Raw genomic sequence first — 20,488 nt, 5'->3', positions numbered from 1 at the left:
GATGCATTTCAATTCTTGCGAAAAACGCCGGGTTTACGTAGGTTTAGCCAAATAAGGGCGGCTAAACGTTTCGAAAATGACGGTATCAGGGCGGAAAAAACAGCGGAAATCCACGGCGCCGACCATGCTGCACGTGGCGGAAGCGGCGCGTGTGTCGGTGGCCACAGTGTCGGCATTGCTCAACGGCACCGCCACCGTCAGTCCCGAGCTTACGCAACGCATCGAGCAGGCGATCCGCGACATCGGCTACAAGCGCAATGCCATTGCCCGCAGCTTGAAGATGGGCACCACGCGCACCATCGGCCTCACCGTGCCGCACATCACCAACCCGTTCTTCACCGATGTCGTCTCGGTCATCCAGCAGGCCTTCGACCGCGCCGGCTATGCCGTCATGCTTTGCTGCACCGACGAGGATTTGAACACGCAGGACGAGCAGATACGCCTGCTGCTCGACCGCATGGTCGACGGGCTGATCGTGGCGCGCGTCGGCGACGGCGGCATTCTGAAAAGCATCGTCGAGGACGCCAATGTGCCGGTGGTGCTGCTCGACCGTCTCTGCGAAGGCGTCGACACCGATGCGGTGGTGCTGGACAACCAGCGTGCCGTGTCCGACGCCGTCACTTATCTGATCCACCTTGGCCACCGCCGCATCGGCTACATCACCGGCACCTCCGATATATCCCCCATGCATGACCGCATGATCGGCTACCGCGAGGCGCTGCAGGCGGCCGGCCTGCCGATGGCGGAGGAACTCATACGCTCCGGCAATTTCCACGAGATCGACGGCTACAACGCGACCATGCAGCTGTTGTCGCTGCACGACCGGCCGAGCGCGATCTTCTCAGCCAACAACCCCATGGTGATCGGCACCATGAAGGCGATCCGCGACATCGGCCTCAGCTGCCCCGAGGATATTTCGGTCGCCTGTTTCGACGATTTTCCATGGTCGGACGTGTTCGTCCCGCAGCTGACCACGGTGGCGCAGCCGGTGCAGGCGATCGGCGAGCAGGCGGCGAACCTCCTGCTCGACCGGCTGGCCGGCAACCGCGACGCGCCGCCGCGCAAGCTGGTGCTGAAGGGCCGGCTGATGATCCGCAATTCCTGCCGGCCGCTGGGCGCGCTCCCGCAGAGCGTCAGCGCGTAAATCCAAAGGCGGTCTCGCAAAGCAGCTGCAGCCTGGGGAAGATGTTCTTGCCGCCGGTGATCACCCGGGTGCCTTTGCCGATCACGGTCTTGGGGTCCGCTTTCAGCACCGTGCCGCCGGCCTCCTCGACCAGGAGCATGCCGGCCAGGCAGTCCCAGGCGTTCATGTGCTCCTCGACATAGCCGAGCAACCGGCCGGACGCCGCATAGGCAAGCATCAGCGCCCCCGAGGCATTGCGGTAGAAGACGCCGCCTTCGGCCAATATCAGGGTGAGGAGCACGACGACATTCTTGGTCGAGGCGCGGTTGGAGAGCCCGGTTCCGACCGAGCCCTCGGTAAGCGATGCCGCATTGCTGGCCTTGATCGGCTTGCCGTTGACGAAGGCGCCGCCGCCGCGGCGGGCGTAGAACGTCTCGTCGGTGGAGGGTTCATGGATCACCCCGACCACCGTCTCGCCGTTCGTGGCGCACGCGATCACCACGCACCAGGCGGGAATGCCGCGCACGAAATTGGCGGTACCGTCGATCGGGTCGATCACCCAGACATGATCAGTCTTCCCCGTCACCGCCGCGTGTTCCTCGCCGACGATGCCGTCCTGCGGATAAGCCTCGGCGATCGCCGCGCGGATGAACAGCTCGACCTCGCGGTCGCCCTCCGAAACCAGGTCCTGGTGGCCCTTGCTCTCGACGGTCAGGTTGTCGAGGTCGCGAAAATACTTCAGGCCCAGCTCGCCGGCGCGCCGCGCCAGGTCGATGGCGAAATGCATGCGGTCGTCGAGATCATGGGTCACGGTAAACTCACGGCTGATGGAGAACGCCGCGTGCCCTTAGCAGACCAATATGTCAGGCAAAAGCCGCGTTGCGATCAGGCAACCTTCGACATCGATTTGTGCACCTCGGCGAGGATCTCGAAGGAGCGCACGCGCGCCGCATGGTCGAAGCACTGCGCGGTCACCATCAACTCGTCGGCGCCGGTACGGCTTATGAAGGCGTCGATGCCCTGGCGCACCGTTTCCGGCGACCCGACGACGGCGCAGGACAGCGCCTGGGCAAGCATGCTCTTCGCCATCGGATCGAGATCGCGGTCGTAATTCTCGACCGGCGGCGGCAGCTGGCCGGGCCGGCCGCTGCGCAGGTTGACGAAGGCCTGCTGCAGCGAAGAGAACAAAAGCTTCGCCTCGGCGTCCGTGGGTGCCGCAAAGACATTGAGCCCCAGCATCACATAGGGCTTGTCGAGCTGCGCCGACGGCTGGAAGCGCGTACGGTAGACCTCCAGCGCATGGTCGAGCTCGGCCGGCGCGAAATGCGAGGCGAAGGCGTAAGGCAGGCCAAGCAGCGCCGCGAGCTGCGCGCCATAGAGGCTGGAGCCGAGGATCCAAACCGGCACGGTCTGGCCCTCGCCGGGCACGGCGCGGATGCGCTGTCCCTCCTCCGCCGGCTGGAAGTAGCCCATCAGCTCGACCACGTCCTGCGGGAAATTGTCGGAGCTTTCGAGGTTACGGCGCAGCGCGCGAGCGGTCAGCATGTCGGTGCCTGGCGCGCGGCCGAGGCCGAGGTCGATGCGGCCGGGGAAAAGTGCTGCCAGCGTGCCGAACTGCTCGGCGATCACCAGCGGCGCATGGTTGGGCAGCATGATGCCGCCGGCGCCGACGCGGATCGTCTTGGTGCCGCCGGCGACATGCGCGATCACGACCGATGTCGCCGCGCTCGCAATGCCCGGCATGTTGTGATGCTCGGCCAGCCAGTAGCGCTTATAACCCAGCCGCTCGGCATGGCGGGCGAGGTCGAGCGAATTGGCAAGCGACTGCGTGGCGGTGCTGCCTTGCGTGATCGGCGACAGGTCGAGAACCGAAAGGGCGGTCATTGGTCAGGTCTCCACGATGCGTTTTTCCCGCAGCCTTGCCTCGAAGGCGGCGCGGTCGGGAATGACGATGGCGAGCTGGTTCTCCAGCACGTCTGCTAGCTCGGCGGCCGCCGCGATCTCGCGCTGCTCGCTGCCGCCGCCGGCATGATGCGTCGACAGCCGGTTGTTGCGCAGCGCATAGCGCCGGTCGGGCAGGGCCAGCGCGGCGACCAGGGTCGACAGGAAATGCGAGCTCGGGTCGGTCGACAGGAAATGGCTGGCGACCCGGTAGTCGACCTCGTAGGCCTGGCTCATGTCGAAACGGTAGAGCGTGCGCCAGTTATCGCCGATATCGGCCTGCAGGCGGAATTGGCCGCCGGTTTCACCGAGGCGGAAGGTTTCGTGCGGCGTCCGTTGCTCCAGCCCTGGTTGCAAAAGCAGCGGCGCCGTCAGCGTCAGGCCACCGAAGCCGACATCGGCAATGTAGGTGCGGCCGCCAAGCTCGATGCGCAGCAGCATGTGGCTGCGCGCGGTGATGGCGTCTTCCGGCTGGCCCCAGAGCACGCGGGCGGCAAGCCCGCTGACCGTGAAGCCCGGCGCGTCAAGCGCATGCATGAAGATCAGATTGTGCTCGAAGCAGTAGCCGCCGCGGCCCTGGCGAAAGATCTTGTCCTGCAGCGAGGCGACGTCGAGCCCGACCGAAACGCCCATCAAGGCGTCGACGTTCTCGAACGGGATCGCCCGCGGGTGCGCTGCGTGCAGCGCCTGCAGCGTAGCGAGAGAAGGTCCGGTCGGCCCGCCATAACCGATGCGGGCGAAATAACCATCGAGATCGAAGTCGCTCATTAAGGACAGGTCCGGCTTGACCGGTCCGATATAGGCACTCGCCGGCGATGCCGCAAACGATCGGCCAGGACATGGAATTGGGCCAGCGTATCAAGCGGCAGACTTGTGGTCCTGGTCCGCCGCCTCTTCGTCCACCGCCATGGATTGCTGCGCGGCGAGGAAATTGCCGACGGGGCTGAGGCTTTCGAAATGATCGCAGAACACCTTGATGACGACCAGCAGCGGCACCGCCATCAGCGCGCCGACGAAGCCCCACAGCCATGACCAGAAGGCGATGGCGATGAAGATCGCCACCGCGTTGATCTCGAGGCGCCGCCCGACCACCATCGGCGTCACGAACTGGCCTTCGACGATATCGCACAACACCACGAAGGCTGGCGCCAGCAGCGCATAGGCGATCGTGTCGAAGCTGATCAGCGCGATGACGGCAACGAGCAGGACAGTCATCAGCGCGCCGACATAGGGCAGGAAATTGAGGAGCGCCGCCGCCGCTCCCCAGACCAGCGGATTGGGCATGCCGAGCCCCCAGAGACCCAGCCCGATCACCGTGCCGAGACCGGCATTGATGATGGAGACCGTAAGCAGATAATGCGAAATCTCGCGCTCGACGTCATAAACGACGCGCAGTGCCCGCTTCTTCTGGGTCATGCTGGTGAAGGACTGGACGATCTTCTCGTAAAACAGCGTACCGGAGGCGAGCAGGAACAGCGACAGCACGAAAACGATGGTGATCGAGGTGCCGGCTTCCAGGATGTTGCTCGCCGCCGTGGACAGGATGCCGGAAGGGGCCACCGCCACCCGTTGCACGCCCGGCTCCTGCGATGTCTCGGTCAGCGCCTCCAGCTGATGCGCCACATCCATCACCCGTTCGAGCGGCCGCCTGAACGGCGCCAGCCGCTCGGTGAGCTGCTGGCCGATCGAATAGCTGTTGTTGATGAGGTCGATGATCGGCCCGCTGAGCAAATAGCCCGCGGCGGCGAATACGAAGATGGAGAAGAGCACCAGCAAAGTCGCCGAAACCACCTCCGGAATGCCGCGCTTGCGCAGGAAACGCACGATCGGCGTCAGCGTCAGCGCCAAAAGGAAGGCAAGCATCACCGGCATGAAGAAGGCACGCGCGAAATAAAGTGCCGCCACCGTCATCAGGATGAAGATCCCGATCACCAGCGACCGCATCAGGCGCATGTCCGCCCAGGCATCGGCGCGTGGATCGGGACTCTCGGCAACGCCCGCGCCCGAAGCGATCGGTTCGGCTTTCATCGGTTCCCCTTGCGAGCCCGCCACCCCGCAATGCATGGCAGGCTTCCCCGAAACGCGGGAGTTCCGGGCAAGGTTCCATGAGCCGGCTTCCCGGCATCGCTCATGCGGTCGCGCTATTACATGACGTGTAATTGAGCCGCCGCATCGGCCGGGCCTAGTACGGATAGGCTTTCGCGACGACAGAGCGAGAAGGCCGCGCGGCGAAGGTCTCGTGCGCGCGATCACATCCGATTTTGCAAGAGGACGTTACAATGCAGAAGTTCAACCTTCAGACGATCGAATCGGCGCCCGAAAAATCCAGGCCTGCGCTGAAGGCGCTGGAAGAGAAGTTCGGCTTTCTTCCGAACGTCATGGCGACGATGGCCAACAGTCCGGTCCTTCTCAACGGGTTCGTCGCTGCCTTCGGCAGCTTTCACGGCGGCAGCTTCGACGAGATCGAGAAGCAGGTGCTGCTGCTGACCAACGCGGTCACCATCAAATGCCCCTGGACCGTTGCCGCGCATTCGACATTCGCCATCGAGGACGGCATCGCCGAAGGCGAAGTCCGGGCGATCCGCGAAGGCAGGTTGCCGGCCAACCTGAAATACGCGGCGCTCTCGGCACTGACGAAGGCGTTGATCGAGAAGAAGGGAAACGTCACCGATGCCGACATCGAGGCGTTCACTGCGGCGGGTTACTCCAAGGCCCAGATTCTGGAAGTGGTGACCGGCGTCGGCGTCTCGACGATGGCGGCGACCACCACGAACATGGCCGGCACGCCGATCGAGGAGCGCTTCCAGGCGCAGGCATGGTCGCCGGTCGCGGCAGCGGCCTGACATGCGTGAAAACGAAGGCCTGAAGCGCGTTGCAACGCGCTTCAGGCGATCGACGGGCATGGGCTCGCCGATCCGTCCGTCAAAACTTGGTCCGGGTTGAAGCGTATTGCGGCGGCCATGTGCGAGGATTGTGGATCATGAAACCGTCGAACCTCAGGACAGGAATGACGCCCGATCTGGGCGTGCTCTTGCGCCACTGGCGCGATTTGCGAAGCAGAAGCCAGCTCGATCTGTCGCTTGATACCGGCATCTCCCAACGACAGATCAGCTTCATCGAAAGCGGACGCAGCGTTCCGAACCGCGAGACCTTGATGGCCATCGCCCGAGCGCTCGATGTACCGTTGCGCGAGCGCAACACATTGCTGCTCGCCGCGGGCTACGCGCCGATGTTTTCCGAAAGCGCGTGGGACTCTGTGGAAATGAAAAGCGTGACCGATGCCCTGGCGCGTATCCTGCGGCAGCATGAGCCCTTTCCGGCAGTGGTGATGGACCGCTACTGGAACGTGCTCATGGCCAATGAATCCGCGCCGCGCTTCTTCGGCTGCTTCATCGACATGTCCGCCCGTCAGGCACCGCGCAACATGCTGCACCTGATGTTCGATCCGGAAGGCATGCGTCCGTTCATCGCCAATTGGCCCGATGTTGCCAGAAGCCTGTTCGAGCGCGTCTACCGCGAATCCATCGGCCGCGTCGTCGATGAGAAGACGAAGACGCTGCTGGCGGAGTTGCTCGCCTATCCGGATGTGAAAAGTGAATGGAAAAACCCGGTCGCCATAGGTTTCATGCCCGTCATTCCGCTGGGATTTGTCAGGGGCGACAGGGTTCTCAACTACTTTTCGATGGTCACCACGGTTGGGACCCCGCAAACCGTCGTCGCGCAAGAACTGCGTGTCGAATGCATGTTCCCGGCCGACGAGGCAACAGAAGCGCTTCATGCCGGAATGATGGCCGCCGGCATCCCTTAGAGGGCGTTTCGCCGTTTCCGTGAAACGGTGAAACGCACCAAGCGTCCGACGACCAGGTGTCGCGAACGGGCTTTTCGATCAGGTGACCGGCGCCGGCGCCTTGGGCGCTGCCTTGGCCGTCTCCTTGCGCACGATCGGCGCCGCCTTGGTGCCGTAGAGCTCGATCGCCTTCATGATCTTGGCGTGTGGCATGGTGCCGATCGCCATCTGCAGGAGGAAGCGGTCGTTGCAGACAATCTTGTGCTGGACGATCTATCCCGCCCACGCTTCAGGATTGCCGACGAAGAGAGCGCCGTTCGGGCCACGCGACTGGTCGAAATGCGCCCGCGAGGTCGGACCCCAGCCGCGCTCGCGGCCGATGCGGTTCATCACCTCGGCCTGCGGTCCGTAGAAATCGTCGGCTGCCTGTTCGGTCGTCTCGGCGATGAAGCCGTGCACGTTGATGCTGGTGGCAAGCGTTGCCGGATCGGTGCCGGCGCGCCGCGCCGCCTCGCGATAGATATCGAACAGCGGCGCAAAACGCGCCGGCTCGCCGCCGATGATGGCGAGCGCCAGCGGCAGGCCGAGCACGCCGGCGCGGGCGGCCGATTGCGGCGTGCCGCCGATGGCGATCCAGATCGGCAGCTTTTCCTGGGACGGACGCGGATAGACGCCGCGGTCGTTGATCGGCGCGCGCAGCTTGCCCTGCCACGTCACCTTCACCTGGTCGCGGATAGCCAAAAGCAGGTCGAGCTTCTCGGCGAAGAGCTCGTCATAGTCCTCCAGATTGTAGCCGAACAGCGGGAAGGATTCGATGAAGGAGCCGCGCCCGGCCATGATCTCGGCGCGGCCGTTGGACAACAGGTCCAGCGTCGCGAATTGCTGGAAGACGCGCACCGGATCGTCGGAGGAAAGCACGGTGACCGCGCTGGTGAGGCGGATGCGCTTCGTGCGCTCGACCGCCGCGGCCAGCGCCACGACCGGCGCCGAGGCGGCATAGTCGGGGCGGTGATGCTCGCCGAGACCGAACACGTCGAGGCCGACCTGGTCGGCCAGCTCGATTTCCTCGATGAGGTTGCGCAACCGCTCTTGCGGGCCAATGGCGCCGGGACCCGGCTCCGGGCTGACATCGGCGAAAGTGTAGAGACCGAGTTCCATGTTGCTGTCCTGCGCTGTCGTCTGGGATTGGGTTTTCGGCGCTAGAGGTAGCGATCGGCCTTGCCGCCCGCCAGTGGCACGGATTGTGAACAGTCCATCGCGATGTCGAGCCGTATCCTCGCGGCAACAGCTCAATTTTTCATGGCTGGCATACCGTTTTGGCGCTTGAACTCGCCGCGTTCGCGCGTATGTAAGCGTCGCGAATAGACTGCAGGGAAGTGCACTTGGCTATCTACAGGGAAAAAGACATTTTCGAGCGGCGCAATGCCGCGAACGAGGCAAAGAAGGCGCTGCTCGAGCGCTTCAAGGCAAAGCCGGCGGCGGACGATCCTGCCGTGCTGGCGCGTCAGGCCGAACGCAAGGCGATCCTTGATGCCCGCGCCATCCGCGAGGCGGAAAAGGCAAGGCTGAAGCAGGAAAAGCTGGCGCGCGAGGCGGCCGAGAAGGCCGAGCGCCAAGCGATGGCTGAAGCGGCGCGTCTTGCGGCGGAAGCAGTGGCAGCCGAAGAGGCTGAGCGCCGCCAGGCCGAAGAATCCGAGCGCATCGCGTTCGAGCTTGCCGACGAGGCCTCGCGCAAGGCCAAGCGTGACGCACGCTACGCCGCCCGCAAGGCGCGTGTCGGCCGGACGCCTCCGGGCTTCTCCGCCCGCTAAAGCAATTCCAGGAAAAGTGCGTAGCGGTTTTCCGTTCGGAATTGCGCAAAAACAAAGACTTGGAGCGGTTCGGCGTGTGAACGCTGAACCGCTCCAAGTTCGGGTTCGATGGAAAATGTTCAGGGTCGCCGAAAGCGGCCCTGAACGTGTTTGTATTCAGGCGACCAGCTTCAGGCCGACGATGCCGCAGACGATCAGGCCGATGCAGGCGAGCCGGACGACGGTCGCCGGTTCGCCAAGCAGCCAGATGCCGAGCAGCGCCGTGCCGACGGTGCCGATGCCGGTCCATACCGCATAGGCCGTGCCGACAGGCAGCGTCTTCAGCGCCAGGCCGAGCAGGCCGAGGCTGACGATCATCGAGGCTATGGTGAGAACGGTCGGCAGCGGCTTCGAGAAGCCGTCGGTATATTTGAGGCCGATCGCCCAGCCGATCTCGAACAGGCCGGCGAAGAAAAGAAAAATCCAGGACATCGCAAACACTCCGTCATTCCGGCATCGGTTGGGATGCTCGGTTTGGCGGGTCGTCCCGGCCGGTTTTCGGGGAAGCGAGGTCGTCCTCGCCCTTGCATATGGGGTGTCCTGTCCCCCGATCAACAAAACACCGGCAGCATTCTCATGCCGCCGGTTCAAATTCTGCATTGAGCCGGGTCGACCGAATTCGGCCGCCTACTTTTCCTTGATGCGCATCGCCTTGACCGGCGGCGCCTTCGGAGCCGGAGCCGCTGCGGGCTTCTTGGCGTCCTTCTTCGGCTTGCGGGCTTCCTTGCCTGCCTTCATCGCACCTTTAGCCATGATTCGCTCCTCCGATTGTGGACGTGCAAGTGAAACAAGAGAAATGCTGGACCGCAAGAGGCGGCGTCTCGCTTGCGAAGCCGTCCAGCCGGATGTCAACCGATTTCCCGATGCCATGCTCGCTCGATCGCGCTGCGGTGGCTTGAACTTCCGATTGCCTGGCGCATTGTCTGGGAAGTTTCAGCGGGCGGCGCGCCGGGAGATCGGATGGCAGGACATAGCGGGTCAAGACGAGTGATCTACGCCGCGCTCGCCGGCAACCTGGCGATCGCCCTCACCAAATTCGCGGCGGCGGCCTTCACCGGGTCGTCCGCCATGCTGTCGGAAGGCGTGCATTCGCTGGTCGATACCGGCAATGGCGCGCTGCTGCTCTACGGCATGCACCGGGCCGCGCGGCCGCCCGATCGCACCCACCCGCTCGGCCACGGCCGCGAGCTCTATTTCTGGAGCTTCATCGTGGCGCTCCTGGTGTTCGCGCTTGGCGCCGGCGTCTCCTTCTATGAGGGCGTCATCCACATCATGGCGCCCGAACCGGTGGTCAACGCCAAGCTCAACTATGTCGTGCTTGGCCTCTCCTTCCTGTTCGAGGGCAGCTCATGGCTGGTGGCGCTGAAGGAGTTCCGCCAGCAGAAGGGTAAGCAGGACTGGCTGCAGGCCGTGCAATCGAGCAAGGACCCGAGCGTCTACACGGTGCTGTTCGAAGACAGCGCCGCTCTGCTCGGGCTGATCGTCGCTTTCGCCGGCATCCTGTCGGCGCAACTTCTGGAAATGCCGGCGCTCGACGGCGTCGGCTCGATCGGCATCGCCATCATCCTCGGCGCCACGGCGATCTTCCTGGCGCGCGAGAGCAAGGGCCTGCTGCTCGGCGAGCCAGCTTCGCTCGAGGTGCAGCGCAAGGTTCTGGCGATCGCCCAGGAGGATCCCGCCGTGCAGAGGGCGAACGGGATCCTGAGCGTCCATATCGGTCCGGAAGAAATCGTCGCGGGCCTCAGCATCGAATTCGAGGATCATCTCACCGCGCCCGAGATCGAAGCCTGCGTCGAGCGCCTGGAAGCGAGGCTCAAGGAGGAAATGCCGCAAATCTCCAGGCTCTTCGTCAAGCCGCAAACGACTGGCACATGGGAGCAGCGGCGCAAGGCCATCGCCGAGGCTTCGGAAGAGGGTTAGGTTTTGATGAAGCGAATTTGTCAGGAGAAAAGCCGATGAAGATCGACGGCGGCTGCCATTGCGGCGCGATCACCTATGAGGCGGAGGTCGATCCGGAAAAGACCTCGATCTGCCACTGTATCGATTGCCAGCAGCTGACCGGGACTGCGTTCCGCGTCTCGGTGCGCGTGCCGGAGGAGGATTACCGCATCACGAGGGGCGAGCCGAAAGTCTACATCAAGACCGGATCGAGCGGCGCAAAACGGGCGCAGGGCTTCTGCGGCGATTGCGGCTCGCATCTCTATGCCACCTCGGTTGGCGATGGTCCGAAAATCTACGGCATCAGGGCCGGCACGTCGCGCCAGCGCGACCAGCTGGTGCCCAGGACGCAATACTGGCACCGCTCGGCGCTGCACTGGCTGCCGGAGTTCGAGGGCACGAGGATCGTCGAAGAGCAGTAGCGCGTCAACGAAGATCTCTACTCGTCGCCTTCGACGACCCGCAGCCTGAGCTGGCCTGTCTTGGAATCGGCGACCCGCGGGCCGGCTTCGGCCTTTGGCGCCGCACTTCGCGCGGCCTCGGTCTCGCCCTCCGCGAATTCCAGCGCCTCGATCTTCTGGCCGCGCCTGGTCACCTTCGACGTCGATACGAGAATGTCGTCGATATCCCGCGTCGCCTGACCGAAATGCGTCTGCAGCCGGCGCACGCGCTCATCAACCCGCGCCACATCCTCCATCAGCCGGATGACCTCATCTTGGATGAGGTGCGCCTGCTCGCGCATCCGCGCATCCTTCAGGATCGACTGGGTGACCTGAATCGACAGCATCAGCAGCGAGGGCGAGACGATGACGACGCGGGCGCGGTGCGCCTTCTGCACCACCGCTTCGAAATTCTCGTGGATCTCGGCGAACACCGATTCCGACGGCACGAACATGAAAGCCGTATCCTGCGTCTCCCCACGGATCAGGTATTTTTCCGCGATATCGCGGATATGCACCTCGATGTCGCGCCGGAACGCCTGCGCAGCCGCCTTCTGCATGCTCTCGCCCTCGGCGGCGCGGATGGCGTTCCAGGCCTCCAGCGGGAACTTGGCGTCGATGGCGAGCATCGGCGCGCCGTTCGGCATCCGCACCAGGCAGTCGGGCCGGCTGCCGTTGCTAAGGCTAGCCTGGAACTCGTAAGCGCCATGCGGCAGGCCATCGGCGACGATCGCCTCCATGCGCGACTGGCCGAAGGCGCCGCGCGTCTGCTTGTTGGAGAGGATCGCCTGCAGCTGCACGACCTGGCCGGCGAGTGACTGGATGTTGCCTTGCGCGGTGTCGATCACCGCCAGCCGCTCCTGCAGCTTGGCCAGGCTTTCATGCGTCGACTTGGTCTGCTCGGTCATGGTCTGGCCGAGGCGGCCGGTCATGGCGTCGAGCCGTTGTCCGAGCGACTGGGTGAGCTCGGCCTGCCGCGCTCCGAACACCTCGGCGATCGCCCCCATGCGGCCCTGCATCTCGGCCTGCGCCTGCAGGACGTCGGCTATGCGCGCCTCGGTGTCGCGGGCATGGTCTGCCGCCTCGGCCGCGGCAACCGCGCGCGCCTTGGCCGCGCGCCACAGCGCGATGACAAGCGCCGCGAAAAGCACGACAAACAAGACGACGGCGAAACCAAGCGCGTGGCCGAGCGTGATCGTGGAGGCGCCGAGCCGCGCGACCGGCTGCGAAAGGAGGGAGGTCATGTCGTTCATGTGGCCAGCATAACCGATTCGCTCCGCTGGCACAGATCAAAACGTGAACAGGCCAGAGACGCACCGGTTGACGCTTTTCCAACGACGTCTTAGGTGAGACGCCATGTCGATCAAGCCGCTCATCATTCTTCCCGATCCCATACTGCGCCAGGTTTCCAAGCCGGTGGAACGCGTCGACGGCGACCTGCGCAGGCTCGCCGACGACATGCTGGAGACCATGTATGACGCGCCGGGCATCGGCCTTGCGGCGATCCAGGTCGGCGAGCCGCGGCGGCTGTTGGTCATCGACCTCGCCAAGGAAGGCGAGGAGCCTCAGCCGCATGTCTTCATCAATCCGGAAGTGCTCGAGAGTTCCGACCAGCGTTCCGTCTATGAGGAAGGCTGCCTGTCGATCCCCGACTACTATGCCGAGGTCGAGCGCCCGGCTTTCGTGCGGGTGAAATATCTCGACCGTGACGGCAAGCTGCAGGAGCTGCAGGCGGAAGGGCTGATGGCCACCTGCCTGCAGCACGAGATCGACCATCTCAACGGCGTGCTGTTCATCGACCACATCTCGAAATTGAAGCGCGACATGGTGGTGCGGAAGTTCAAGAAGCTCGCCAAGGACAAGGTGCCGGGCAAGATGGTGGGCTAAGGGCCGTTTCGGCCGCGCGAGCACCTGAGCCTACCGCAAGACAGGATCGCAGGACCTCATGCCGCTTCGCGTCATCTTCATGGGCACGCCGGATTTTTCCGTGCCGACCTTGCGCGCCATCGCCGAGGCCGGCCATGAGATCGTGGCCGTCTACACGCAGCCGCCGCGCGCCGCCGGCCGGCGCGGGCTGGAACTGACGCCCTCGCCGGTGCAGCGCGAGGCCGAGCGGCTGGGGGTCGAAGTGCGCACGCCCACGTCGCTGAAGGGCGAGGCAGAGCAGGCGGCCTTCGCGGCTCTCCGGGCCGATGTCGCGGTGGCCGTCGCCTATGGGTTGCTGCTGCCGAAGGCCGTTTTGGAGGCGACCAGGCTTGGCTGTCTCAACGGCCATGCCTCGCTTTTGCCACGCTGGCGTGGTGCTGCTCCCATCCAGCGCGCCATCATGGCCGGCGATGCCGAAACCGGCATGATGATCATGAAGATGGAAGAGGGTCTGGACACCGGACCGGTGGCAATGGTTGAAAAAGTCGCCATCGCACCCGATATGACGGCCGGCGAGTTGCATGACCGCCTGATGGCTCAAGGCGCTTCGCTGATGGTCGAGGCGCTCGCGCAGTTGGGGATAAATTGTCTGACATTTACCCCGCAGGCGATCGCAGGGGTGACCTACGCCCGAAAGATCGATAAATTGGAGACACGCGTAGACTGGACGCGGCCTTCTGGCGAAGTCCACAATCACATTCGCGGCCTCTCGCCCTTTCCGGGTGCGTGGTGCGAGGTCGACATTGGCGGCCGCATGGAGCGGCTGAAACTGCTTCGCTCGACGCTCTCGGATGGCGTCGGCGAGTCGGGAGGAATTCTCGATGACCGGCTGACGGTCGCCTGCGGGGCAGGCGCGGTCAGGCTGGTCGAAGTTCAACGGGCGGGCGGAAAGCCTGCCGCCGCGCAGGAGTTTTTGCGCGGAGCCAAGATCGAAAAAGGAATGAAACTCACATGAGCATGATGTCGATACGCGCGGCGACGCCGCGGGATCGCGAGGCGATCCGCCTCGTCGAAGAGCATGCCTTTGGCCAGCAGGCGGAAGCCGGCCTGGTCGATGCCCTTGTCACCGGCGGCGATGCCGTCGTCGAACTGGTCGCCGAGGAAGACGGCCAGGTCGTCGGCCACATCCTGTTTTCCAGGCTCTACGTGCAGAATGGCGGCAAGCGTTTCGCGGCCGTCGCGCTGGCGCCGCTGGCGGTCGAACCCTCCTTCCATGGCACCGGCATCGGCGGCGCGCTGATCCGCGAGGCGCATGTCCGCCTCAAGGAGGCCGGCGAGACGCTGGCCGTGGTTCTGGGCGATCCGGTCTATTACGGCCGCTTCGGTTATACCCATGCCCGCGCTGCCGGATTCGAGAGCGAGTATCAGGGCGAGGCGCTGCAGGCTTTGGCCTGGGGCGACGCGCCCGAGACCGGCGGACTGGTCTACGCTTCGGCTTTCACCGCGCTCGCTGCTTAGGCGAGCGCGGATCGACCGCAGAATATGCCGCGTTTTCGGCTCGATATCGAATATGACGGCAGCCGGTTCGCCGGCTGGCAGCATCAGGCCGACCAGCCCTCGGTGCAGCAGGCGATCGAGCAGGCGATCGAAAAGTTCTGCGGCCAGGACGTAAGAATACGTGCCGCCGGCCGCACCGATGCCGGCGTGCACGCCACCGCCCAGGTGGCGCATGTCGATCTCGCCAAAGCGTGGCCGGGCGACAAGGTGCGCGATGCGGTGAATGCCCATCTGCAGGCGGCTGGCGCGCGCGTCGCCGTCCTGAAAGCCGACGTCGTCGCCGGCGATTTCGACGCGCGCTTTTCCGCCATCGGCCGCCACTATCTCTATCGCATCCTCAACCGCCGGGCACCGGCGGCGCTGGAAAAGGGCAAGGTCTGGTGGGTGCCGAAGCGCCTCGACGCCGAGGCCATGCATGAGGCGGCGAAAGTGCTGCTTGGAAAGCATGACTTCACCACCTTCCGCTCCACCCAGTGTCAGGCCGAAAGCCCGGTCCGCACGCTCGACCGCCTCGACGTCAGCCGCAGCGGCAATTTCATCGAGGTCCGAAGCTCGGCCCGCTCTTTCCTGCACAATCAGGTGCGCTCGATGGTGGGGTCCTTGCGACGCGTCGGCGACGGCTCCTGGGGCGCCGCCGATCTCAAGGCGGCCCTCGAAGCGCGCGACCGCGCCGCCTGCGGCCAGGTAGCGCCGCCGGACGGGCTGTTTCTCGTCGGCGTAGATTATCAGGAAGCGACCAAAGAGCCCGCCGCCGTGATCGAGGATACCGCGAGTTAGCCCGTCGTGCCGTCCGGTATGTCGATGCCGAGCAGCGCTTGCAGGCCGAACAGGACGAGCAGCGAGGCAATGAACATGCCGACGAACACGGCGGTACCAACAGCGGCGCCCTTGCCGATCGTTGCGTTGGTCATGCGCCAGGTCAGCACCATCGACAGCGCGAACAGGAACAGCGACACAAGGCTGTTGACGTCGCTGGTCGAGGGCAGGAAGAGCCTGAGCAGCGCCGAGGGCAGCATCAGCCAGGCGATGATCGCCGACGCCCAGTTGGAGGCGACGACATAGTGGACGAAGCGGCCGCCGATGCCGGCACGCGGCGCGACCAGCGCAAGCGCCACCAGCGGCAGCACCCAGGAGCCGAGATCGACGGTCGCCAGCCTTATCAGCATGCCGAGACGTCCGGCGAAGGCGTCGGGGTCGCCGATCTCATTGGCGATGCCGACCCAGCCGACGATCAGCGCCGGCGCAGCCACGATGATGGCGAAGAAGGAATTCCAGAAACCGTCGGCCGAAAGGTCGAGCAGGCGCAAGCCGTCGGCCTTGCCGAACATCAGTCGCCAGGCGCCGGCCAGCGAAGCGTAGGTTTCGTCCGCCGAAAGCATGGTCACGAAAGGCCTTGTCCGAACCAGTCTTCGATGAAGCGTTCGTAGATCTGCGTCAGTGTCTCGAGGTCGGCAAGGGCGACGCGCTCGTCCACCATATGCATGGTCTTGCCGACCAGGCCGAACTCGACCACCGGGCAATAATCCTTGATGAAGCGCGCATCCGACGTGCCGCCGGAAGTGGAAAGCGCCGGCGTCTTGCCGACCACCGCCTTGACCGAGCCCGCCAGCGTGTCGATCAGCCTGTCGTCGCGGGTGAGGAAGACATGGCTCGGCCGGTCGCGCCAGACGAGCTCGTAGTCGACCGGCGTCTTCTTGCCCGGCCGGTATTTCTTGCGGCCCGCTGCCTGGTCGAGCCGGTTGTGGATCTCGGCCTGGACCGTTTCGGCGTCCCAGGTGTCGTTGAAGCGGATGTTGAAAATCGCCGTCGCCTTGGCCGGGATGACGTTGGTCGCCGGATTGCCGACATCGACCGACGTCACTTCGAGGTTGGTCGCCTGGAAATCCTTCGTGCCCTTGTCGAACACCGGATGGAGCAGCGCATCGACCAGGCTCATCAGCCCGCGCAAGGGGTTGTCGGCAAGCTGCGGGTAGGCGGCATGGCCCTGGCGTCCGTTGACGGTGACGCTGCCCGACAGCGAGCCGCGCCGGCCGATCTTGATCATGTCGCCGAGCGCATCCGGGTTGGTCGGTTCGCCGACGATCGAGGCGTCCCACTTCTCGCCCTTGGCCGCCGCCCAGTCGAGCAGCTTGGTGGTGCCGTTGATGGCCGGGCCTTCCTCGTCGCCGGTGATCAGCAGGGAGACCGAGCCCTTCGGCCCGCCATTCTTCGCGACATGGCGCGCCACCGCGGCGATGAAGCAGGCGATGCCGCCCTTCATGTCGACGGCGCCCCGTCCATACATCTCGCCATTGGCGATTTCGGCGGCGAAGGGCGGATGCGTCCAGGCCGCCTCGTCGCCCACCGGCACCACGTCGGTATGGCCGGCGAACATCAGATGCGGGCCGTTGCCCGAGCGGCGCGCATAGAGGTTCTCGATGTCCGGCGTGCCGTCTTCCGAGAAGACGGGACGTTCGACCGAGAAGCCGAGCGGCTTCAGCATGTCCTCCAGCGCGGCGAGCGCCCCGCCTTCGGCGGGCGTCACGGACGGGCAGCGGATCAGGGCGGCAAGATTCGCGGCGGGATCGGTCGGCAATGTCATGGGCAAAGCGATAGTCGAAAGCGTTTGTCGTGTCACGGTGGCAGATGATCGCCGGTCATGCCGCCGACAATATGGTTTTCATGGCGTATAAATGCATGTCGCCCGGAAGTGTGCGGCGGTTCCGGGAGAACGACATGCATCATCATGGCAAGTCGTGGGCCAAGCGAGGACGAATGCATGGCCAGTGAAACAAGCGCCATCGCGATAGCTGGCGCCGGCAGCATCGGCTTGTATGTCGGCGGCTGCCTGGCGCTCGCCGGACGCAAGGTCGTCTTCCTTGGCCGCGGCCGCGTCGTCGAGGCCATGCGCGAAAGCGGGCTGCGCGTCAGCGATCTCGACGGCCGCGACCGCCGCGTCGCGGCGCAAGCGCTTTCGGCCACCGGCGATCCGGCGGCGGCACTGTCCGGCGCGGAAATCGTCCTGGTGACGGTGAAGAGCGGCGCAACCGCGGAGATGGCCGGGCTGATCGCCGCCCACGCGCGCCCGGATGCCGTGGTGGTCAGCCTGCAGAATGGCGTCGACAATGCCGACAGGTTGCGCGCCGCGCTCCCCGGACGGCGGGTGCTGACCGGCATGGTCATGTTCAATGTCGTCCTGTCGCCCGATGGCGAGGCGCCGCTGCGTGCGCATCGCGCCAGCCAGGGCGAGGTGATGATCGGCGACGGCGTCGATGGCCTTGCCGGCCTGCTCGACGTCGATGGGCTTGCCGTCGAAGCGCGCGCCGACATGAAGGCGGTGCAATGGGGCAAATTGCTGATGAACCTCAACAATGCCCTGGTGGCGCTCTCCGACCTGCCGCTGGCAAGGCAACTGGCCGACCGAAGCTGGCGCGCCATCCTCGCCGCCCAGATCGACGAGGCGCTCGCGGCGATGCGGGCGGCGGGCATAGCGCCGGCGCGCATCACCGGCCTGCCGCCGTCGCTGCTGCCGAAAGCGCTGCGGCTGCCCGACTGGCTGTTCGGCCTCCTGGCGCGCCGCATGCTGGCGATCGACCCCCGGGCGCGCTCTTCGATGTGGGACGACCTGAAACGCAGCCGTCCGACCGAGATCGGCGAATTGCAGGGCGCGGTCATTCGCCTGGCGAAGCAAAGGGGCATCCCGACGCCGGTCAACGAACGCGTCGCGGCGTTGGTGCGTCAGGCGGAAGCGGAAAAGCGCGGTCCGCCGGGACTGACGCCGGAGAAGGTCCGAGCAATTCCAGGAAAAGTGTGAAGCGGTTAAGTTCGGCGCCTTCGCCGTAACCTTCCGTCCGGAATTGCGTCACAACAAAAGAGATGGAGCGTTTCACCGTTTCCATGAAACAGCGAAACGCTCTATCGTCGGTCCTCGATCAGCGTGATCTTCTGCCAGATCTTGCGCGACAGGTTGGAGGACAGGTTCTCGATGTCGTTGACCGCATTGACGACGACGTCGTCGTTGACCGACTGCGCGAACAGCGCCGCGATCTTACCGGTGATCGACAGCATTTCCGAGCAATAGTCGAGATAGCGCGCCAGGTCGCCGGCGTTGGTGATGCGGGCGGGCGAATGCGAGGTCGGCTTGAAATCGGCCGACAAGGTCGCCGGATCCTTGGTCAATTGATGCATGTCGATGACATGGATCAGCGAGCGCAGCCCGTGCAGCTGCCGGAACACTTTCTTGCGCTTGATCCGCTCCTCGGTGCGGATCAGCGCCAAAAGCCCAAGCACCGCCAGGATCACCGTGTTGATCGTCGCTTCGATGCCCTGCATCGACTGCACGGCATCGTCGGCGCCCGAAATGCGGTCGAGCGGCAGGATGGTGCCGACGAACAGGAACATCGCCACGCCGGCGATGAAGGCCGCGACGATGACGCCGCGCAGCCACCAGATCGGCGCTTCCAGCTCCCTGGCGGCCTTGGCGAGGTCTCCCGACAGCGACACCAGTTCGGCTGCCACGGCGCTGAGGCCCCTTTCCGGGAAACGCTCGGCGACGCGCTCCTCCAGCCTTTGGGCTGTCTCGATGATCCGCGCCGGGTCGAGCGTGCGATAGCGCATGGCGACCTCAGCTATCGCCCGGCGCGTTGGTGCGCCTGCCGTAGCGGTTCGGTCCGGGATCGCCGCGGAAGCAGGCCAGGATGATCAGCAGGATCGGACCGATGATGAGCGAGATCAGCGCAAAATAGGTCGGCTTGCCGAAATCATGGAAGCGCTTGGCCGTCACGGCGAAGGTGGCCCAGGCCGAGATCAGCAGCACGCCCCAGCATATCATGGCCCAATTCTGGCTGGCGGTGGTGTTCAGCTCCACCCGCGCGAACTGGTAGAACGGGAAAAACTGGACAAGCACCAGCAAAACCCCGGCCAGCGCATAGGCGACCGGGCTCAGCCGCCCTGAAAGGCTGAAGAACAGCCAGAGGAATTGCGATCTTTCAGACAACCGCGTCCGCTCCGTCAAAGCATGTCTCCCGAAAGTGGGAACCGGTTTCGGGACAAAGACATGCGCAAGATCAAAAACCTAAAGCGCAGGGAGCGAATCTGAAAGATCGCGACGCGCTTTAGGCAGGATCAATCGCGCAGCAATTCGTTGATCGAGGTCTTGGAACGGGTCCTTGCGTCGACGCGCTTGACGATGACGGCGCAGTAGAGGCTCGGGCCCGGCTCGTTGTTCGGGAAAGGCTTGCCGGGCAGCGATCCGGCGACCACCACCGAATTCGGCGGCACCTCGCCGTAAAAGACCTCGCCGGTGGCGCGGTCGACGATCTTGGTCGACTGGCCGATGAACACGCCCATGCCGAGCACCGAGCCTTCGCGCACGATGCAGCCTTCGACCACTTCCGAGCGCGCGCCGATGAAGCAATTGTCCTCGATGATGGTTGGGCCGGCCTGCATCGGCTCCAGCACGCCGCCTATGCCGACGCCGCCCGAAAGATGCACGTTCTTGCCGATCTGGGCGCAGGAGCCGACCGAGGCCCAGGTGTCGACCATGGTGCCCGAATCCACATAGGCCCCGACATTGACGAAGGACGGCATCAGCACCGCGCCCGGCGCGACATAGGCCGAGCGGCGCACGATCGAGGACGGCACGGCGCGGAAGCCGGCCTTCTCGAAGTCGACGGCGCTCCAGCCGTCGAACTTGGACGGCACCTTGTCCCACCACACCGCCTGGCCGGGACCGCCCTTGATGATCTCCATCGGGTTCAGCCGGAAGGAGAGCAGCACCGCCTTCTTCAGCCACTGGTTGACGTGCCACTTGCCGTCGTCCCGCCGCTCGGCGACGCGGGCAACACCGCGATCGAGCAGGTCGAGCGCCGCCTGGATGGCGTCGCGCGTCTCGCCGCGCGTCGCGGTCGAAATCGTGTCGCGCTCCTCGAAGGCCTTTTCGATGGTCTTCTCGAGGCTCGCCAGATCGGGCTTCGACATGATTTCGCTCCATTACCAAGCTGTTAAG

At 64.8% G+C, this 20,488-nt stretch carries 23 protein-coding genes and 1 pseudogene; 11 read left to right on the top strand and 13 right to left on the bottom strand.

The genetic code is table 11. The features are described from left to right. Window positions 1-124 precede the first annotated feature (124 nt). Window positions 125-1,144: a LacI family DNA-binding transcriptional regulator gene (locus FJ471_RS02290; protein WP_140801553.1), complete on the top strand. Its 1,020-nt coding sequence runs from the start codon at window positions 125-127 to the stop codon at window positions 1,142-1,144. On the opposite strand, the gene FJ471_RS02285 is transcribed toward FJ471_RS02290, so the two are convergent. The 4 genes from FJ471_RS02285 to FJ471_RS02270 all read right to left on the bottom strand — a co-directional run bounded on the left by FJ471_RS02285 (window position 1,134) and on the right by FJ471_RS02270 (window position 5,092). After that, window positions 1,134-1,934 carry an inositol monophosphatase family protein gene (locus FJ471_RS02285; protein ID WP_140801552.1) on the bottom strand — a complete coding sequence of 267 codons (801 nt, stop codon included), beginning with the start codon at window positions 1,932-1,934 and terminating at the stop codon, window positions 1,134-1,136. The two genes, FJ471_RS02290 and FJ471_RS02285, sit on opposite strands and share 11 nt — an antisense overlap. Window positions 1,935-2,008: 74 nt before the next feature. Beyond that, window positions 2,009-3,007, bottom strand: coding sequence for an LLM class flavin-dependent oxidoreductase (locus tag FJ471_RS02280; RefSeq protein WP_140801551.1), 999 nt, complete (start codon window positions 3,005-3,007; stop codon window positions 2,009-2,011). A gap of 3 nt (window positions 3,008-3,010) precedes the next feature. Next, a complete protein-coding gene (locus FJ471_RS02275) occupies window positions 3,011-3,832 on the bottom strand; it encodes an arylamine N-acetyltransferase (protein ID WP_140801550.1) in 822 nt (273 codons plus the stop codon). Between the two features lie 90 nt (window positions 3,833-3,922). Continuing rightward, window positions 3,923-5,092: an AI-2E family transporter gene (locus FJ471_RS02270; RefSeq protein WP_140801549.1), complete on the bottom strand. Its 1,170-nt coding sequence runs from the start codon at window positions 5,090-5,092 to the stop codon at window positions 3,923-3,925. A 251-nt stretch (window positions 5,093-5,343) separates the two neighbouring features. On the opposite strand from FJ471_RS02270, the gene FJ471_RS02265 reads away from it, so the two are divergent. Both FJ471_RS02265 and FJ471_RS02260 read left to right on the top strand, forming a co-directional pair. Further along, complete coding sequence (locus tag FJ471_RS02265; RefSeq protein ID WP_140801548.1) at window positions 5,344-5,907, top strand: carboxymuconolactone decarboxylase family protein; 564 nt, start codon at window positions 5,344-5,346, stop codon at window positions 5,905-5,907. 164 nt (window positions 5,908-6,071) lie between these two features. Beyond that, on the top strand, window positions 6,072-6,872 hold the full coding sequence (locus FJ471_RS02260; protein WP_140801547.1) for a helix-turn-helix transcriptional regulator: 801 nt from the start codon (window positions 6,072-6,074) through the stop codon (window positions 6,870-6,872). A 78-nt stretch (window positions 6,873-6,950) separates the two neighbouring features. Here FJ471_RS02260 and FJ471_RS02255 read toward each other — a convergent pair. Continuing rightward, a pseudogene (locus FJ471_RS02255) lies at window positions 6,951-8,009 on the bottom strand (LLM class flavin-dependent oxidoreductase). Window positions 8,010-8,233: 224 nt separating this feature from the next. Between FJ471_RS02255 and FJ471_RS02250 the strand changes: the two are divergent. Beyond that, complete coding sequence (locus FJ471_RS02250) at window positions 8,234-8,662, top strand: DUF6481 family protein (protein WP_140801546.1); 429 nt, start codon at window positions 8,234-8,236, stop codon at window positions 8,660-8,662. Window positions 8,663-8,818: 156 nt separating this feature from the next. Here the strand turns inward: FJ471_RS02250 and sugE are convergent, their stop codons facing one another. Both sugE and FJ471_RS35495 read right to left on the bottom strand, forming a co-directional pair. Continuing rightward, window positions 8,819-9,133, bottom strand: coding sequence for a quaternary ammonium compound efflux SMR transporter SugE (gene sugE, locus FJ471_RS02245; protein WP_140801545.1), 315 nt, complete (start codon window positions 9,131-9,133; stop codon window positions 8,819-8,821). Window positions 9,134-9,328: 195 nt separating this feature from the next. Next, window positions 9,329-9,454 carry a hypothetical protein gene (locus FJ471_RS35495; RefSeq protein ID WP_095819016.1) on the bottom strand — a complete coding sequence of 42 codons (126 nt, stop codon included), beginning with the start codon at window positions 9,452-9,454 and terminating at the stop codon, window positions 9,329-9,331. Between the two features lie 207 nt (window positions 9,455-9,661). Between FJ471_RS35495 and FJ471_RS02235 the strand changes: the two genes are divergently transcribed. Both FJ471_RS02235 and FJ471_RS02230 read left to right on the top strand, forming a co-directional pair. Beyond that, window positions 9,662-10,621, top strand: coding sequence for a cation diffusion facilitator family transporter (locus FJ471_RS02235; protein WP_140801544.1), 960 nt, complete (start codon window positions 9,662-9,664; stop codon window positions 10,619-10,621). Window positions 10,622-10,656: 35 nt separating this feature from the next. Beyond that, entirely contained in the window at window positions 10,657-11,061 is a 405-nt protein-coding gene (locus FJ471_RS02230; protein ID WP_140801543.1) for a GFA family protein, read from the top strand. A 17-nt stretch (window positions 11,062-11,078) separates the two neighbouring features. Here the strand turns inward: FJ471_RS02230 and FJ471_RS02225 are convergent, their stop codons facing one another. Next, entirely contained in the window at window positions 11,079-12,332 is a 1,254-nt protein-coding gene (locus FJ471_RS02225) for a DNA recombination protein RmuC (protein WP_140801542.1), read from the bottom strand. A 103-nt stretch (window positions 12,333-12,435) separates the two neighbouring features. Between FJ471_RS02225 and def the strand changes: the two genes are divergently transcribed. The 4 genes from def to truA are packed head-to-tail and all read left to right on the top strand — an operon-like array spanning window position 12,436 to window position 15,279. Continuing rightward, window positions 12,436-12,966 (top strand): peptide deformylase, encoded by a 531-nt coding sequence (gene def, locus FJ471_RS02220; protein WP_140801541.1) that lies wholly within the window; start codon window positions 12,436-12,438, stop codon window positions 12,964-12,966. A 58-nt stretch (window positions 12,967-13,024) separates the two neighbouring features. Then, a complete protein-coding gene (gene fmt / locus FJ471_RS02215; protein ID WP_140801540.1) occupies window positions 13,025-13,960 on the top strand; it encodes a methionyl-tRNA formyltransferase in 936 nt (311 codons plus the stop codon). Further along, entirely contained in the window at window positions 13,957-14,463 is a 507-nt protein-coding gene (locus tag FJ471_RS02210; RefSeq protein ID WP_140801539.1) for an N-acetyltransferase, read from the top strand. The genes fmt and FJ471_RS02210 overlap by 4 nt, the downstream gene beginning before the upstream one ends. Before the next feature lie 24 nt (window positions 14,464-14,487). Next, entirely contained in the window at window positions 14,488-15,279 is a 792-nt protein-coding gene (gene truA / locus FJ471_RS02205) for a tRNA pseudouridine(38-40) synthase TruA (protein ID WP_140801538.1), read from the top strand. On the opposite strand, the gene FJ471_RS02200 is transcribed toward truA, so the two are convergent. Continuing rightward, window positions 15,276-15,881: a transporter gene (locus FJ471_RS02200; RefSeq protein WP_140801619.1), complete on the bottom strand. Its 606-nt coding sequence runs from the start codon at window positions 15,879-15,881 to the stop codon at window positions 15,276-15,278. The genes truA and FJ471_RS02200 overlap by 4 nt on opposite strands. 2 nt (window positions 15,882-15,883) lie before the next feature. Continuing rightward, window positions 15,884-17,083 carry a succinyl-diaminopimelate desuccinylase gene (gene dapE / locus FJ471_RS02195; RefSeq protein ID WP_140801537.1) on the bottom strand — a complete coding sequence of 400 codons (1,200 nt, stop codon included), beginning with the start codon at window positions 17,081-17,083 and terminating at the stop codon, window positions 15,884-15,886. A 177-nt stretch (window positions 17,084-17,260) separates the two neighbouring features. Here dapE and FJ471_RS02190 point away from each other — a divergent pair, with 177 nt between their 5' ends. Further along, entirely contained in the window at window positions 17,261-18,295 is a 1,035-nt protein-coding gene (locus FJ471_RS02190) for a 2-dehydropantoate 2-reductase (protein ID WP_140801536.1), read from the top strand. A gap of 101 nt (window positions 18,296-18,396) precedes the next feature. Here the strand turns inward: FJ471_RS02190 and FJ471_RS02185 are convergent, their stop codons facing one another. The 3 genes from FJ471_RS02185 to dapD form a co-directional block, all read right to left on the bottom strand. Then, window positions 18,397-19,098: a hypothetical protein gene (locus FJ471_RS02185; RefSeq protein WP_140801535.1), complete on the bottom strand. Its 702-nt coding sequence runs from the start codon at window positions 19,096-19,098 to the stop codon at window positions 18,397-18,399. A gap of 7 nt (window positions 19,099-19,105) precedes the next feature. After that, window positions 19,106-19,477, bottom strand: coding sequence for a DUF805 domain-containing protein (locus FJ471_RS02180; protein WP_181179101.1), 372 nt, complete (start codon window positions 19,475-19,477; stop codon window positions 19,106-19,108). 128 nt (window positions 19,478-19,605) lie between these two features. After that, entirely contained in the window at window positions 19,606-20,460 is an 855-nt protein-coding gene (gene dapD / locus FJ471_RS02175; RefSeq protein WP_140801533.1) for a 2,3,4,5-tetrahydropyridine-2,6-dicarboxylate N-succinyltransferase, read from the bottom strand. Window positions 20,461-20,488: the final 28 nt, after the last annotated feature.

This window comes from Mesorhizobium sp. B2-7-1 (genome assembly GCF_006440735.1).
Lineage (GTDB): Bacteria > Pseudomonadota > Alphaproteobacteria > Rhizobiales > Rhizobiaceae > Mesorhizobium.
Note: the sequence above shows the minus strand (reverse complement) of the source record. Positions and strands in the feature narration are given on the sequence as shown.